General features: G+C 46.3%; 13 protein-coding genes. 3 read left to right on the forward strand and 10 right to left on the reverse strand.

Going from position 1 to position 15414, the window contains the following annotated elements:
- On the reverse strand, positions 1-1157 hold a 1157-nt coding region (locus VIM72_RS16795), incomplete at its 3' end, for a polymer-forming cytoskeletal protein (protein ID WP_332003987.1).
- Positions 1158-1364: 207 nt separating this feature from the next.
- Here VIM72_RS16795 and VIM72_RS16800 point away from each other — a divergent pair.
- Positions 1365-1919 carry an RNA polymerase sigma-70 factor gene (locus VIM72_RS16800; protein ID WP_332003988.1) on the forward strand — a complete coding sequence of 185 codons (555 nt, stop codon included), beginning with the start codon at positions 1365-1367 and terminating at the stop codon, positions 1917-1919.
- Between the two features lie 48 nt (positions 1920-1967).
- On the opposite strand, the gene VIM72_RS16805 is transcribed toward VIM72_RS16800, so the two are convergent.
- The 5 genes from VIM72_RS16805 to VIM72_RS16825 form a co-directional block, all read right to left on the reverse strand.
- A complete protein-coding gene (locus tag VIM72_RS16805; RefSeq protein ID WP_332003989.1) occupies positions 1968-3842 on the reverse strand; it encodes a RagB/SusD family nutrient uptake outer membrane protein in 1875 nt (624 codons plus the stop codon).
- 53 nt (positions 3843-3895) lie between these two features.
- Positions 3896-7255 carry a TonB-dependent receptor gene (locus VIM72_RS16810; RefSeq protein WP_332003990.1) on the reverse strand — a complete coding sequence of 1120 codons (3360 nt, stop codon included), beginning with the start codon at positions 7253-7255 and terminating at the stop codon, positions 3896-3898.
- Positions 7256-7482: 227 nt separating this feature from the next.
- Positions 7483-8667, reverse strand: coding sequence for a FecR family protein (locus VIM72_RS16815; protein ID WP_332003991.1), 1185 nt, complete (start codon positions 8665-8667; stop codon positions 7483-7485).
- Between the two features lie 106 nt (positions 8668-8773).
- Complete coding sequence (locus VIM72_RS16820) at positions 8774-9115, reverse strand: hypothetical protein (RefSeq protein ID WP_332003992.1); 342 nt, start codon at positions 9113-9115, stop codon at positions 8774-8776.
- A gap of 114 nt (positions 9116-9229) precedes the next feature.
- Positions 9230-9676, reverse strand: a complete 447-nt coding sequence (locus VIM72_RS16825) for a DUF2267 domain-containing protein (RefSeq protein ID WP_332003993.1) — start codon at positions 9674-9676, stop codon at positions 9230-9232.
- Positions 9677-9834: 158 nt separating this feature from the next.
- Between VIM72_RS16825 and VIM72_RS16830 the strand changes: the two genes are divergently transcribed.
- Together VIM72_RS16830 and VIM72_RS16835 are read left to right on the forward strand one after the other, a co-directional pair.
- Positions 9835-10743: an ATP cone domain-containing protein gene (locus VIM72_RS16830; protein WP_332003994.1), complete on the forward strand. Its 909-nt coding sequence runs from the start codon at positions 9835-9837 to the stop codon at positions 10741-10743.
- Positions 10740-12245, forward strand: a complete 1506-nt coding sequence (locus VIM72_RS16835) for a DNA polymerase III (RefSeq protein ID WP_332003995.1) — start codon at positions 10740-10742, stop codon at positions 12243-12245. Before VIM72_RS16830 ends, VIM72_RS16835 begins: the two co-directional genes overlap by 4 nt.
- Here the strand turns inward: VIM72_RS16835 and VIM72_RS16840 are convergent.
- From VIM72_RS16840 to VIM72_RS16855, 4 genes are all read right to left on the reverse strand, one after another.
- A complete protein-coding gene (locus VIM72_RS16840; protein WP_332003996.1) occupies positions 12242-13735 on the reverse strand; it encodes a L,D-transpeptidase family protein in 1494 nt (497 codons plus the stop codon). The genes VIM72_RS16835 and VIM72_RS16840 overlap by 4 nt on opposite strands.
- Complete coding sequence (locus VIM72_RS16845) at positions 13732-14247, reverse strand: flavodoxin domain-containing protein (RefSeq protein ID WP_332003997.1); 516 nt, start codon at positions 14245-14247, stop codon at positions 13732-13734. The genes VIM72_RS16840 and VIM72_RS16845 overlap by 4 nt, the downstream gene beginning before the upstream one ends.
- A 12-nt stretch (positions 14248-14259) precedes the next feature.
- Positions 14260-15096 carry a universal stress protein gene (locus tag VIM72_RS16850; protein ID WP_332003998.1) on the reverse strand — a complete coding sequence of 279 codons (837 nt, stop codon included), beginning with the start codon at positions 15094-15096 and terminating at the stop codon, positions 14260-14262.
- Between the two features lie 21 nt (positions 15097-15117).
- A partial coding sequence (locus tag VIM72_RS16855; protein ID WP_332003999.1) for a hypothetical protein occupies positions 15118-15414 on the reverse strand: 297 nt, incomplete at its 5' end.

A 15414-nucleotide genomic window follows, 5' to 3' on the forward strand; every position in this document is an offset into this window, starting at 1 on the left:
TCAAGATATTTTATGTCATCTCCCATTACCCGCTCCAGCACTTTTTGTTTGGATACGCCCGATTGCTGGCAGTACCTGTCCAGCCATGCACCGCGACCAGATTTCACATACAGCACCAGCATATCTTCCGTAATAAAAGCAACGGGCACATGTTCCATCTGCCAGTCATTTTCCTTAATTACGGTGCATAGCAGTGCATGCTCATAAAACTGCTCGGGTATATCCAGCCGTAATACAGCACCGTGCCTGGCGGCAACATAACACAGCTCCCTTGTGATCAGCTCCGGCGGCAGGTAACGCAACGCTTTCCCATCGCGCTCAGCTGCTGCGGTGGCCAGTTCCATGGTGATGGCGCCAGGTGGAAAATATTGCAGCGCCCCTATATAGTAGCTCATGGCCTCATAACAAAGGTTGGTGGTGCGCATTTCCATGGGCACCCGCTTCAGGTCGCGCCAGTTACGGCGTACCTTATTGCGCCAGTATTCAGCAGTTCTTTCCCGGGGTTGCAGTATGCTTTCCCCCGCTGCGAGGTCGCGGCGGATTTCTTCAAAGCTGGTGGTCATGGGATTGCTCAGCAATGCCCGCAGATTTTCAGAGATCACCTGGTCACCGTCTTCCGTTTCACTGCATTCATTCGCTTCGGGGCTTTCGGGATCGTTGTCGTTATAATAAAACCGGCTGATCTCCTTCCGGCAGGGCATCAGGTGATAGTCTTCCACAATCATTACAGGAGCGGTAATGGTACGGTCGCATTGCATCCAGCCGTGGTTGTAGTGCAGCATGATCACTTCTTCCACACGGATATCGCCTTCCACCCTCACGGGAGATCCGCCAATCAACAGGTTGCGGCAGGTAAGGTTCCCGTTTACATACAAGGCGGGGCCGTAATCGCCTGTTTCGTTGAGCACACTGCCGTCAACGGTCAGGTGGCCAATCACTATAAACCCCGACATGGGCCGTCCATCGGGCATTTTGTTGAGATGTTCCGGCTCGAGTATTAAGTCGCCCTCCAGGTGCAGGTCGCCTTTATACACATAAAAATACCCCTCCGTTCCTATGATATCCATGAAAGCATCCTCACTTTCAAGAATTTTTATCTGTACCTGGTGTTGATTCAACGCCTGCAAAGCAGGCACAATCTGGAAATCTTTAAGCATGGCGCTAAGATCGTATAAATATGGAGATCTCAAAAACAGGAAAGCCCCGGGCGTTACCGGGGCTTATTCATCTTCCAAAATCCCTTTGCTAAAAACACTTACAGGGGTAATACGCCGGAATATATTTACTATATTTGTGCTATTCCGAAGATCTCTTTAAAAGCCAGATTAATATATCGATTCCTGATTAAATAGGTTGTTACATTTATGTCCACGTCTGAAGGATCACCAACTTTTTTAGCCAATGGTGATAGAGATTTGTTTAACGATTTATACAAAAGGTATTGGGAGAAATTGTTCATTGTTGCCAATAAGCACCTGAAAGATGCTGTGGCGGCGGAAGACGTGGTGCACGATGTATTTTTAAGTTTGTGGAACAACCGGGAAAAAGTAGAGATAGGCCAGTTTGAAAACTACCTGGTAACGGCTGTCAAATACCAGGTGCTCACCCAGATCAGGAAGAAGGCTTACGCACGGAAATATACCCGGGATGCAGCAATGGACAACCACCCGGAATTGGTTCCCGAAATCAGTGATGCGGTACATAACAGGAAAATACTGGAGCTTGTATATAAGGAAATAGACCAGCTGCCGGAAAAATGCAGGCTCATTTTTCAATACAGCCGGGAAGAGGGAATGACCTCGAAGGAGATCGCGCAAACACTGAACATCAGCAAAAAAACGGTAGACAACCAAATCCACAAAGCCCTCGAGCGTTTAAAGTTCAGGCTGAAGCATATGCTTTTTTCATTTTTAGGATAAAAGGAAAAGCGCCGGTACATCAAAAGTACCGGCGCTTTTTATCAGGCTTTACCAGCCAAAGTTCTGCACCAGTTTACCGCCTCCCTTATCTATTTCCGATTGGGGAATTGGCATAAGGTAATGCCTGTCTGCAAATACCCGGCGTTGTATGGTAGTAAGTTTATAGAACACAGCGAGGCCCGCCTGTTCGCTGCCCGGATCAAAACCGGTAGCCTGCAGCTCTGCTGAAGAAGGACGGGCGTTCATACCATGCACATCCCCGTTATCTACGTTTTCAGCAATCAGCCAGCGGCGCACATCCCAGAAGCGTTTTCCTTCAAAAGCAAATTCCACGCGCCATTCATTCCGGATCCGGTTCCGCATTCCCACTTTTGTATTATCATTGGTGCCGCTCACCGGTAATGCCGGCATTGATACGCGGGCCCTTACCTTATTAACAGCATCGTACACCTCCTGGCTGGGAGCGTCCAGGTATTCATTCATAGCTTCAGCATAAATAAGATAGATTTCGGCCAGCCGTATTACCGGGAAATTCCTGTTACCGTTTCCTCCGCCTCTCAGGTTTACACCCGGATCGCACCATTTTCTCCAGTTATACCCGGTTTCGCAATTGGTACCTGATTTGGGCCATCCGTCGGAAGCCCCGCCATTGTTGCCAAAGTAGGCATATTTCAATGGGCGCCTGTGGTTGGTGGAATCCCAGAAAGTATATTGGAAATTGATGCTGGCATAGAAACGGGGATCCCTGTTTTTATACATATTGGAAACGTTCGTTGCCTGCCGGTATGCTTTTCCATCCCACAGCGGCCCATCCCAGAAACCGTCCTTGGTATAACCTGAATGGACATCCGTAATGGGCAACCCGTTATTCATTTCGTATGCGTCTACCATCTCCTGGAATACGCTGAATTTACCATTTCCCCCGGCCGATTGCGCATCCTGGCCGTTCGGCTGCATGGTTTGATCCAGGTCCCTGGTGGAGCCCATTAAATAAGGCAAAATGGTTTCCTTATACTCGCGGGAGTAGAACAGGCGTGCGTAGTTGTCTATCGGGTTCGATGGGTTCGGATTGTTCAGCGCATATACATTCATATCCAGTACTGCCTTTGCTGCATCGGCAGCCTTCTTCCATTTCTCCTTATCATAGGTTTGCGGGAAAAGCTGTGCACCGTCTGTATTTTTCACACCAGCGTACATGGTGTTGCCATTAAACAAAGGGCTGGCTGCGTATACCAATGTAATGGCCTTTAACGCCATCGCTGCGCCACGGGTAATGCGCCCGGTTTCACCGGGGTTATCTGTATAATCGATGGGCAATACCGGCGCTGCCTGGTCCAGCTCTGTTATAATATAATTCACCACCTCATCTACCGGCTTCCTGGTATTCAGTGATTCGGGAATGCTTTCGCTTACATCTGTAACATCATCTCCCAACAGTGGAATTGCACCATAGGATCTGAGCAGCTCAAAATATAATTTAGCTCTCAGGAAACGTACTTCCGCCTTGTATTGCGGGATCCGGGTGCTGTAGTAATCGGCCCTGTCCTGGGGAATAGGGGTTTTATCTATATTTTTCAGGAAGATATTTGCTCTTCTTATAAACTGGTAAGCCCATCCCCAATTGTCCAGCGAGTTATCAGTAGGGCCCCATGCACCGGAATTAAATTTCTGCTCCGGCACATTTTCCCAGTGATTTTTACATTCATCTGTACAGGCGCCCAACACGGTGTTATAATAAATGTTCGTGGTGCTTGTGTTTAACGACGTATACATATTGGCCCAGGCCCGTTCCGCCGTATTGATATTATCGTAAATGTCTTTTTCTGTAACAATTTCCTTGGGAACAACATCCAGATACTTCTTACAGGATATGGCGGTTACCCAGAGAAGTATGAGTCCGTGGAATAATATTTTACGTATCATTTGTTGTTGATTTTAATTTGTTCAGATAACCAGTGCCTGATCGTGGTCATTTTTTAAAAGGAAAAAGTTAATCCCGCATTCACTACCCGCTGCTGCGGATAAGTGCCGGTGCCCCCATTCGATATTTCGGGATCAAAGATTTTCAGTTTATCCCAGGTAATGAGGTTGATACCATTTACAAAGATCCTTGCATTACTGAATCCTATCTTACCAAGCCAGTACCGGGGAATATTATATCCTATCTCCACTGTTTTTAAGCGCAGGTAATTGCTGGAGTAGATCCAGAAAGTGGAATTCTGCTGGTTATTGGTATTGTCCTGCGACGACAGACGCGGATATTTATAATCTCCGTCAGGATTGGAAGCTACCCAGTGATTGTCTTTAACTTCGGCCAGTACACCGGCAAATCTTGAAAAAGGAAAGATACCAGACCCGTTCACCAATAGCGAGCCACCGTAAGCGCCCTGGAATAATACGCTCACATCAAAGCCGGCGTAGTGGTAAGAAAGGCTCAACCCTAAGATAGAAGTGGGCTGGTTACGCTTTCCCGGAAGGTAACCGGCATCAAGGGAGTTAATGATACCATCCCCGTTAATGTCCTTGTACTTGATATCGCCGGGCTGCACGTTTCCAAATACAGATTGGGAAGGGCTTTTCGCAATATCATCCGCACTTTTGAAAAAGCCGATGGCCGTATAACCGTATATGGACCCCACTTCGCTGCCGGCTCTTGCCTGCCATTCCCTGCCTTTATAATCCGGCTGCGCATAGTAGGCAATTTTGTTGGTGGCATAGGAGTAGTTGACACGAACGGCATAGCCCTGTTTCCCGAATTCATGCCGGTGCTCAACAGACAGGTCAATGCCCTTTTTATTAACAATGGCGGCATTTAATGCGGGCTGGTTCAACAGTCCTACGGTGGCTGGCACCAGTTCAGAGTTAATAAGAATGTCGTTTCGTTTCTCCCTGAAATATTCTACGGTCATGTTCAATCCTCCGTTCCATAATCCCACATCCAGGCCCACATCGGTTTTGTAGCCCTTTTCCCAGGTAAGATTGGGGTTGGGGATCCGCTGCTCATAGGCGCCGCCATAGCCTGTACCATCGCGGTTTACGCCAAACTGGTAACCTGCATCATTAGGGTTCCACTGGCTCAGGTAAGAGAACCTGCCGGATGGCAGGGCATAGGTTCCGGTGATGCCATAAGAGCCTCTTATCTTTACCTGGTCTACAAACGACAAGCCCGGAGCGGAGCGGATAAATTGTTCTTTGGCTATATCCCAGCCTGCGGAAACAGCGGGGAAAAACCCAAAGCGTTTACCGGCAGGGAAGTTCTCCGCACCGTTGTAAGCGCCGGAGAATTGCACGGTATAGCGGTTATCATAGTTATACATCACCCTTCCTACAACGCCCTGGTTTTTGTAAGGAAGCCCCGGAATGGCATTGCCTATTCCACCGCCTACTCCGTCAAAAAAGGAGGATTGGGTGTAAAGCACCATGGCCTGTATGGTATGCCGGCCAAAAGTATTATCGTAGTTCAGGTAAGTTTCCAGCGTGGTACGCCTGCTGCCGTTGGCATTTACGTCATAGCCCAGGGTACCATCCCCGTTTTCTATTACCTGGTAGGTACCGCTTTTTGCCAGGTCGGTCACTGTATCAGCTATTACACCGGGCAACAGCTTGTAAAGGAAGGTACGCCTGGAAAGGCCCCGCTTCATATTCCGGTAGTTGGTGTTATCGAAGGAGAGCCTTACCCTTGAGCTGAGCCCTTTCAGGAAATAATGCATGTCCCATTTAAAGCCTGCGGTTGATTGAAGGTTCGTTTCAAAATTCCGCTGGTAGCCTGATTGGGTTAACTGCACATATGGAGAGGCCGGCACGGTATTAAATGCAGCAGGACTGCCATCCGGGTTAGTAACCGGGTACCACCAGGCGGGGGCTGATTTAATGGCACTAAAAATATCGCTTGCATTGGCGCCGGGGTAGTTCCTGTCGCGCACAATAGCGCCCAGGCCCAGTTCCATGCTGAGGTCTTTTGAAATCTGCAGGTCAATATTGGAACGGAAATTATACTTGTTAGTGATGGCCTGCATGTTGTATCCCTCGATCTGGTCTTCATACCGGTACAAGCCGTTTTGTCTTAAATATCCCATGGATACAAAGTATTTGGCGAATTCATTACCGCCCGTCACGTTAATATTACCCTGCTGCATCAGGGAATAGGGCTTCAGCATAGCATCCATCCAGTTTACATTGGGATAGATGTATTGGTAAGCCGGCTTGCTTCTGTCGCGGTAATACTTTAATACTGAATCCGTATACTGTATGGCCACCGGCAGCCCGTCGTTGATCAGTCCTTCGCGGTACATGGTAAGCCCGTCGTATGAATCGGCATATTCCGGTAACCTGGTAGGGCTTTGCCATCCGTTTTGCAGGGTTACATTTATACGGGGCTTGGAGGTGGTGCCTCTTTTGGTAGTAACCAGTATTACGCCATTGGCGCCGTTGATACCGTAAATAGCTGTAGAACCTGCATCTTTAAGAATACTGATGTCCGACACTTCGTTGGGGTCAATATCCCCAAAGGAGCGCTGGATCCCGTCTACCAGTACAATAGGGCTGTTGTTACCCGTAGTGCTTAATCCCCTGATGAAGAGGTTGGACCCGTCGGCCCCCGGTTCACCGCTATTCTGCACGGTGATGAGGCCGGGTAACCTGCCGGCCAGTGCATTGCTGATATTGGCAACGGGGCTTTGCCTGAGTTCCCTGGGACCAATAGAAGCGATGGAGCCGGTGAGGTACTTTCGTTTCTGCGTGCCATATCCAACCACTACTACTTCTTCAATACTTTTTGCGTTGAGTTGCAGCACTACATCAATAGGAAAACGGGTGGTACTGAGCACAGGAATTTCCTGGGAAATATAAGTGGCATAGCTGATCACTAAGGTGGCGCCGGCATCGGGCACTTTTATGGTAAACTTGCCGGCGTTGTTGGTGATAGTGGAGGTCTGTGTGCCTCTGATCACCACAGTAGCGCCCACCAGCGGTTCCCCTATATTGTTGTAAACGGTTCCAGTTGCCTGGAGAAACCGGCCCTGCCTGGCTTCCGGCCCGGAGGCAGGTTTTCCCCTGACCACAATTGTTTTGTATTTTAATTCATAAATAAATGGCTGGCTTTTGAAAACCTGCAGAAGTATTTCTTCCAACGGTTTATTGATCTCATTAATAGTTACCGGTACGGCTTTTTTAAGCAGGTCGTCCTGGTACACAAAAGCATAACCGGTTTGCGCTTTGATCTTTTCAAATATAGCCGGCAGCGACATGTTCACCCCTTTTATTGTTACTGTTTGGGCCATGGTGCTGGCATTCACCTGGAAGGTGGCAACAAGAATAAAACAAGTAATTAACTTCATGGCTGGAAAAAACGAGGCATGGAAGGGCCACAGATATTTAAATCTGCCCCAAATGGGAATAAGATTCATTATCTTTATAATGTTTGGGTGATAAATGGTTGTAAAGTGAAATTGTTACAGGCTGTTTGGACCCAAATGTTTTTATCCGGAAGTGTGAGCGCACTTCCGGATTTTTTTGGATCTGCATGTACGCGGAATTTTAAGTACTATTCATTGACATGGAATTCTTATTTGGTTGATACGATAATCTTATTTCCTTCCAGCTGATAATGCACGGTACCAGTAGCTTCCAGGATATCCAGCATCTGGCTTACTTCACTTTTCCTGGAAAAAACACCCGACAGGTAAATATTATCCGTATTTCCCCTGTACTCTATTGAAACATCATACCAGCGTGCAATTTGTCGCATGATCCCTTTAATGTCCAACCGGTTAAACCGGAATTCCCCGTTCTTCCAGGCAAGCGCCCGCTGTATATCAGCTTTGGTAACTTTAAATTTCTGGTTGTTTTTTTCCAGTGTCGACTGTAAGCCTGGCGATAGCGAAGCGCTGCCGGCGGAATAGGCAGTTTCTACTTTTCCTTCCAGCAGTGTGGTTTCAATAGCTGCTTCATCGTTATAAGCCATCACATTAAACTTTGTTCCCAGCACTTTTACCTTCATGGCGTTGGGCAGGCCCGTGTTGCGAACCGATACCGTAAACGGCACTTTGTTGCCTTGCCCGGAAAGCACAGTGGCAACTTCAAAATATCCTTCTCCCGATAATTCCACTTCCCGGCTGCCTGCATTAAATGCTACCGGGTACCGGAGTGACGATGCTGCATTGAGCCAAACCTTTGTTCCATCAGACAATGTAATGCAGTACTGCCCGCTCTTTGGTGTAATAATGGTATTATAAGCCACCGATGACGACTGTTCCTGTTCATGTGTGGGCACATAGGCCACCTCTCCATCTTCCGGCTTTATGATCTGTACCCCGCTTTTGCTGTCGATAGGCCCATCGGCAGTACTATCCAGCTCTATTTCCTTCCCGTTTGCCAGGATGAGCGTTGCCTTATTATTTCCGGCCCCACCTTTCTTTACCGTTGTTTTGGCAATTAATGGTTTCCTGGAGAAGATACCGGTTTGCTGCACCAGGAAATAGGTTCCAATACCCAGTACTACAGCAGCTGCCGCAGCAATTTTCAGCACCCTGGAGCGCTGGTGTTTTTGTTCATGTATGGTCTGACCTATACTTTTATCCAGGCGGTTATAAATTCTTTTCCCTATCTGCTGTCTTAATGCCAGCAGCGCTTCATCAGCAGTATCTTCTGTTGCATCTGCTGAATAGAACCAGTCGTTTACCAGCCGGGTTTCCTCCTCGCTGGCTTCCCCGCGCAGGTATTTTTCTATAACGTGAATGGGTAAGTTCATAATAATAGAAGTATACTGAACAGGAGATGATACCTACGCGGGATTAAAAAAAAGTGCAGATATTTTTAATTAGGTAAAAATCAATTACTTCACACCTTCATCCGGACTACTCTTCCGGATGAAGGTGTGAAGTACCGGGGCCTGATCCAAACTGTGTATATGGCTGTGGGCATATCCGGGCTTTATATGAGGGAGATGTAAACATCATTTCCTTCACCGCCTCTTCAATCACCTCCGGTTGATCCTGGTTGATATAATGACCACTGTTCGGCGCCAAAATCTGCCGGCTAACCGTAGAGAGGCCCAGCAGGTCTTGCTGCAGCATAATGGCGGAGGTGGCAAACCAGCAGGCAAGCATGTAATCTGCTACTGATTTACGCGATTGGGTAAGTAGAACAAAGGATAAAAAACCGCTTATAATAATACCGGGTAGATAAAGTATGGGCATTCGGGCTTATAATAACTTGCGGATAAAGATAAGATAATCCCCCCAGCTTCCTCTTTAAAAAACAGCACTTAGTTTGCCGGAAAACAAGCGATCCATGCCCTGTTTAACTATTACCTAAAAATCGCAGGACATAAGGCTTAAAAGTGCATTTCTTAACGGGGCCGGCAGCTGCGCTACCACATCAGACATCTCCCCTGCTGAAATATGCACCATTAACACCCTAAATACCGCTGCAACTGCAATAGCTGCATTTTGCCGGTCATTAAAATCCGCAGGCGAGTCCCCGGTATCAGATAATTCCAGCAGAAACTCATCCCAGGTCCTGATACGTTCTTTATGACTTATTTTCCAGCCATCAACATACATTCCTTTGATGATCAGGGGCAGCTGGGAAATGAAATGAAGCGATTCCTCTATACTTAAACACCGCCGCAACGTATGCAGCGTACAGCGTAATACCCCGGCAGCCCTCGATATATTGTCATGATCTCTTAGCTCCATGGCCAATTCACCCAGTATATAATTTCCTTTAGCTGAATAGTGATCAAAATAACCTGCCATAACCATTGATTTAGAATACCAAGGTATTACCAGGAAAAGTTGAAATAAATGATCCGACTCACAGGGGGAAGTGATTATAATCAGGTAAACAACTAATAACTATCATTTATCCCCTGCAGGCTTAGTTATAATTTTATTATTATCAAACCAATATTCGCATGGGAGCAAAACAACCTTCAATACTTGTCACTAAAGCCTCCGGGGTAACAGTACCTTTTTCTGCAGAAAAGATCAGACAATCCCTGAGAAAATCAGGGGCAAAGCCTGATGTAATAGAAACAATACTGGATGAGTTATACAAGCAAATATATCCCGGTATACCAACCCGTATGATTTACAAAATTGCTTATAGTTTGCTGAAAAAGAAAGCGAAACCAGCAGCAGGAAGATATCAATTAAAACAGGCCATATTTGACCTGGGACCATCAGGATTTCCCTTTGAACAATATGTGGCCGAACTATTCCGCCAGGAAAAATTCACGGCAACTACGAATGGGATACTCGAAGGGCATTGTGTTAAACATGAAGTGGATATACTGGCAGTAAAAAATAATATCTCAAATATTATTGAATGCAAATATCATCATCAACAGGGGACCTTCTGCGATGTAAAGATCCCGCTTTATGTAGAATCCAGGTTCCGGGATATCGAATGGCAATGGAAAAACACGCATCAAAAGGCGCAACAACAATGTGAGGCATGGCTTATTACCAATACCCGCTTTTCAACGGACGCGGTGCAATATGCAACTTGTATGGGACTACATCTCATGTCGTGGGATTATCCCATCGGAAAAGGTCTGAAAGATATCATTGACCAGGCAGGGTTATACCCGGTAACCTGCCTTACTACACTTAGCCGTGGTGAAAAAAGCAGGCTACTGGAAAGGGGGATTGTACTTTGTAAAACACTGGCAGCGCACCCGTCCTACCTGGAAGAATCCGGCATAGCTGCCCCCAGGAAGAACCTGGCGATGGCAGAAGTAGAAAACCTCTGCCAGGAATCTATAGAACCAGCTTTACTTGAAAACGTACCGGAAGTAATATCTATAAAACCATCAGTATGAAAAATACAGTAAAAAAATTCCCGGAGGCTTTAGGCGAACTGCTGGAAATCAGCGATATCAGCACTGCCAATATTATAGCTATTCATGAGCATTTTGGGGTAAATAACATTAATGAGTGCAGCACGATTGTTAATTCGGGGCAACTGGCAGACCTTAAAGGGTTCAATGCAATAAAAGTGGAAAATATCAGGCGCGCCTTGAAGCTGGCCAAGGAAAATCATTTCCAGCTATGGGAAGCGCTGTTGGCGGGAGAAGAAATGTTGCGCGCAGTAAAGCAATTTCCCGAAGTAGAAAAGGCTGCACTCACCGGCAGCCTGAGAAGAAAAAAAGATACAGTGGGCGATATAGATATGCTATTACAGGTAAAATCATCACTGAGGAAACATTTGGTATACAAACTAACCAGGCTCCCGGTTGTATCCAGGGTCATTGCAGAAGGCAGGGATAGGGTCAGCCTCCTGTTAAAAAATCACATGCAGGTAGATATCCGGCTAACTGATCAGAAAAGATATGCGGCTGCCCTTTTATATTATACCGGACCTGTATGGTATAATAAATGGCTGGAAAACCAGGCCAGGGAAAAAGGGTTCCTCTTCAGTGCAACCGGGTTATCGGATTTAAAATCAGGAAAAAACATAGCAGTAGAAGCCGAAGAAGATATTTACGGGCAGCTGAAAATGGCGTATAGAGATCCGGAATTAAGGGAAGATGAAGAAAGTATTATTACCGCCGCAAAATACTCCCTTTCTTCCCTCCCTACATTCGGAGAGATAAAAGGAGATATGCAGGTACATAGCAACTGGGGCGATGGCGAAGAAAGCATTGAGCATATTGCACATTACGTACTGCATGTTTTTCCCCATTATCAATATATAGTAATTACAGATCATGCCTCCAATGAAAAAACGACAGGCGCATTACACCCCGAAAATTTCAGCAGGCAACATCAGGAAATAGACCGGCTCAATAACCAACTTGGCTTTAACTTTATAAAGAGGGGAATTGAAGTGGATATACTGGAAGATGGCAGCTTAAGCCTGACAGATGAGCAACTGGCTCAGTTCGACTGGGTAATTGCTTCTATCCATAGCCGCTTCTCCCATGATAATACCTCCAGGCTCGTAAAGGCTTGTCAAAATCCATATGTACATTGCATAGGACATCCCAGCGGACGGTTGATTGGTAAACGGATCCCCTCACCGGTTAACTGGAACGAGGTTTTCGAACAGGCCGCCACTACCGGCACTGCCATGGAAATAAATGCACGGCCTAACCGGCTGGACCTTAATGATCGGCTGGTGAAAGCAGCAATAAAAAAGGGCGTAAAACTGGTGATTGATACAGATGCGCATACCTTACCACATTTTGATTTTATGCAATTAGGAGTTTGGGTGGCAAGAAGAGCTGCATGCAACAAACATGATATCCTGAATACAGGGACCTGGGAAGTAATTGAACAATTTAAAAAGAATAAGATAAAGCTTCTGAAAAAAGATAATTAATACTTTTTATAAACATCTTCGCAAAACCTGATTCTGCCCTCATCATCCGGCCAGGCTGTATTATATAATACGAAAACCAATACAGTTGATTTCACCGGTATCACCACCGGCTTCTGATCCGGCCGCGGCCCATCTTTAATGAGTGCGTCCATTCTTCCGGCACTGGTATCTTCCAATAACAGACGGGCCAGTGCAACTGCTTCTTCCACCCTGATGCAACCATGACTAAAAAAACGTTGCTTTAGCATAAACAGGCTCTTACCTGGTGTATCATGCAGGTATACGGTAAAGGGACTGTAAAAATTCAGCTTTATAATCCCCAGGGAATTATCACAACCAGTATTCTGACGGATTACGTAGGGAAAATTACTTACACTGAGAGACTGCCAGTTGATACTTGCCGGATCGGTTATCCTGCCTTTCCGGTCAAGCACTTCAAACAGGTTGTTATCCAGGTAATGCCTGTCGCGTTTTATATGGGGAAGCAGTTCCCGGGTGGCAATCCTGTATGGTACCATCCAGTAAGGATATAATATTACTTCGGTAATACGGCTTGCCAGGGTTGGTGTAGGAGTGCTTTTTTTGCCGGTAATAACCCTGGAATATAACATCCGCTTATTATCCACAAATAGTTCCAGCCCGGTGGATGGAATATTTACTACAATCATTGTATGGGGGCGATAAGCATTCAGCCAGCGGACATGGTTCAAAGCATCGCTTAATTGCTTCAGCCGCACTGCAAATGGAATATTCAGTTCATGAAGGAAGCCGCTGCGCAGCGTTCCATCACTCAATACGTTAAACATTTCCTGTGCCTTTATAATATCGCCTTTCAGGCCCCCGGCAGCTGCGCCATTACTTAAACCGAGCTGACGCAGCCTGCTGATCAAAGCCACATTTGTGGTATCAGCCTTTAACGACACTACCGGCGTTTCTGTAAAACCAGTATCCGTAAGTACATCATGAAAATAAGCAAAAGCCTGTTTTAATACTACATATGCAGTATCGGCCGGCTCCACCCGTTGAAGAAACAGCTCAAAACTATCAGCCTGCAGATAATCGGCCAGCAGGCCGGGCATGCCGGAATACCTGTCCGAAAGCGTGACCAATCCGTTATATCTTACCAGCGGGTTATTCACAGGCCCATAAGCAACATCACAAAAGAAACGGAGGGCTTCCATTGTTATACGCCGGTCAGCCGCCATTGTAGCGCCACCGGGTAAAATATCCAGGGAATCCTCCGCCATTGCATAAATAAACTGCGCCTGGTAATCCCGTTCGTCTAATCCCAGGCAGGGAGCCTGCCTGAAAAAACGGGCCAGCACCTGTAAATTGTTCTTCTTCCCGGGTGTTAACCATACTATTCTTTGCTGCATTCTGCTGTAAAAAATAGTAACAGCGGCTGAATCGCCGGGTGAATGCACGCTACGGGCAGTTGCGCAAAGAGAAAACAACTGGAGGATTACCAGGGATATAGTGCCGTTTCTCATACATTTACCTCTCTCAATTTCCCTACAGCATTCAGGATCGTTTCCAGGTGTTCCTTTTTAACATCATTATAATCTTCCATGGATATATCATCCGATTTAGCGCCGGCTAATTTGGAACCAATTGTCAGTAAGAGTTTGTCTTTCCACGAGAGCTTACTGAACTCAAGTTTCCCGGGCAGGAAGAAACACTGGCACCTGTTTCTCAAAGGCTTCGATATATTCGCGTCAAGATAACCCTGGAGTTTTTCCTTATCGGAAAGAGGCGTACCTGATACCAGGAAGAGAAACAAGCGTTTACTGATAATTAAATTCTCCTGCTGCTTCAGCCACTTGCGTAATTGAAGCTTACCGATATAGATACTGGAGCCCAGGATGATACAGTCTGCATTCAGCAGCTGTTGCGTAGTTTCTGAACCGGCCGGGATAACCGGCCATCCCAGCGCATCACCCAACCAAAGTCCATACTGGCGGGTAGCTCCATATTTGCCTTTGTAAATTATCAGACCTTTCATAAACAGGTTTTATCAGGGATGAGTAATGAATACGGGGATATTAACCGTACGTAAAATGTTGTCTGCATCGCTGCGGTGGAAAAAGCGGGATATCCCACTTCTGCCATATGCCCCATAGGTAACAATGCAATCATTCCGGTTAATCAGCAGCGCCAGGAATTCAGTAGCCGGTTCTCCATTCAGGATGGAGTACTCCACCGTATCATAATGTAAATCCATATACTCACGAAGTTTAGGCTCCCAGGGAATTGTATGGTTGCTATTCTCCGCTACATACACCACTTTTACCGGCATATCGGAATATCCGGGAAAAAGCTGGGTAAACTGTTTGATGGCATACATAGAGGAATATGTACCATTATAGGAAAATATGATCTGCTTAATTGGCGACATCACTTCCGGTAATACCATAACCGGGCATTCTGCATCTGCCAGCAGATCTTTTACAAACCGGGGCGGGTCTGTATCATACAGGGTGGCAAATGAAGTATTGCTATTAATCAGGAGAAGATCGGCAAACCGGCTTTCTGTCATTACCTTTATGGCCGGCATTCCTGCAGTTTCGCGGACTTCAATTTCCACATTGCTATCGTCACAAAGTTCATGAAGCTGCTTCAGGTTATTGTCGCGCCGGAATTCCAATGCTGCCCGGCTTTCCGCAGTAATCTGCTCATAATTATACGCATAGCCTCCAGGGTACATCACACCTGTTGGTGTCAGTTCGCTTACAATATCGTCCAGGCATACCACCGTTAAGGCTCCTTGCGCCTCTTTCGCAAAATATTTAAATGCTTTCACCTGTTCCGGGGAAAACTGAAGCGCATCTATTGCTGCAATTATCTTTTTCATAGTAATTTGGGTATTAATAAATTAATAATGAGTAATAAAAAACGGACGCGTTACCAGTTTTACCACCAATGAAGCAGGGTTAGGGACAAATACGGTAGATAAAATACTTCGTCCGTAGGCTCCCATCACAATAAACACTTTTTCTTTGCTGATCATAAATTCCAGCAAACGGGTGCTAACACGCTCATCCTCCACTAACTGGATTTCGGTATTGCTGTAATGTGTGTCCAGCCATTCCCTTAGTTTTGATTCGTCTCCCTTAATAGGTTTTCCGATCCCCGTTACACTTAGCACGGTAGCTTTACAGGTTCCAAGTTC

This window comes from Chitinophaga sp. (assembly GCF_036569185.1).
Taxonomy (GTDB): domain Bacteria; phylum Bacteroidota; class Bacteroidia; order Chitinophagales; family Chitinophagaceae; genus Chitinophaga.

Bases quoted from the DNA above. Each gene is read 5' to 3' on its own strand.
- VIM72_RS16820 (WP_332003992.1), bottom strand. From the start codon at position 9,115: ATGCCCATACTTTATCTACCCGGTATTATTATAAGCGGTTTTTTATCC.
- VIM72_RS16840 (WP_332003996.1), bottom strand. From the start codon at position 13,735: ATGAGAAACGGCACTATATCCCTGGTAATCCTCCAGTTGTTTTCTCTT.
- VIM72_RS16800 (WP_332003988.1), top strand. From the start codon at position 1,365: ATGTCCACGTCTGAAGGATCACCAACTTTTTTAGCCAATGGTGATAGA.
- VIM72_RS16835 (WP_332003995.1), top strand. From the start codon at position 10,740: ATGAAAAATACAGTAAAAAAATTCCCGGAGGCTTTAGGCGAACTGCTG.
- VIM72_RS16805 (WP_332003989.1), bottom strand. From the start codon at position 3,842: ATGATACGTAAAATATTATTCCACGGACTCATACTTCTCTGGGTAACC.
- VIM72_RS16815 (WP_332003991.1), bottom strand. From the start codon at position 8,667: ATGAACTTACCCATTCACGTTATAGAAAAATACCTGCGCGGGGAAGCC.
- VIM72_RS16825 (WP_332003993.1), bottom strand. From the start codon at position 9,676: ATGGCAGGTTATTTTGATCACTATTCAGCTAAAGGAAATTATATACTG.
- VIM72_RS16810 (WP_332003990.1), bottom strand. From the start codon at position 7,255: ATGAAGTTAATTACTTGTTTTATTCTTGTTGCCACCTTCCAGGTGAAT.
- VIM72_RS16845 (WP_332003997.1), bottom strand. From the start codon at position 14,247: ATGAAAGGTCTGATAATTTACAAAGGCAAATATGGAGCTACCCGCCAG.
- VIM72_RS16850 (WP_332003998.1), bottom strand. From the start codon at position 15,096: ATGAAAAAGATAATTGCAGCAATAGATGCGCTTCAGTTTTCCCCGGAA.
- VIM72_RS16830 (WP_332003994.1), top strand. From the start codon at position 9,835: ATGGGAGCAAAACAACCTTCAATACTTGTCACTAAAGCCTCCGGGGTA.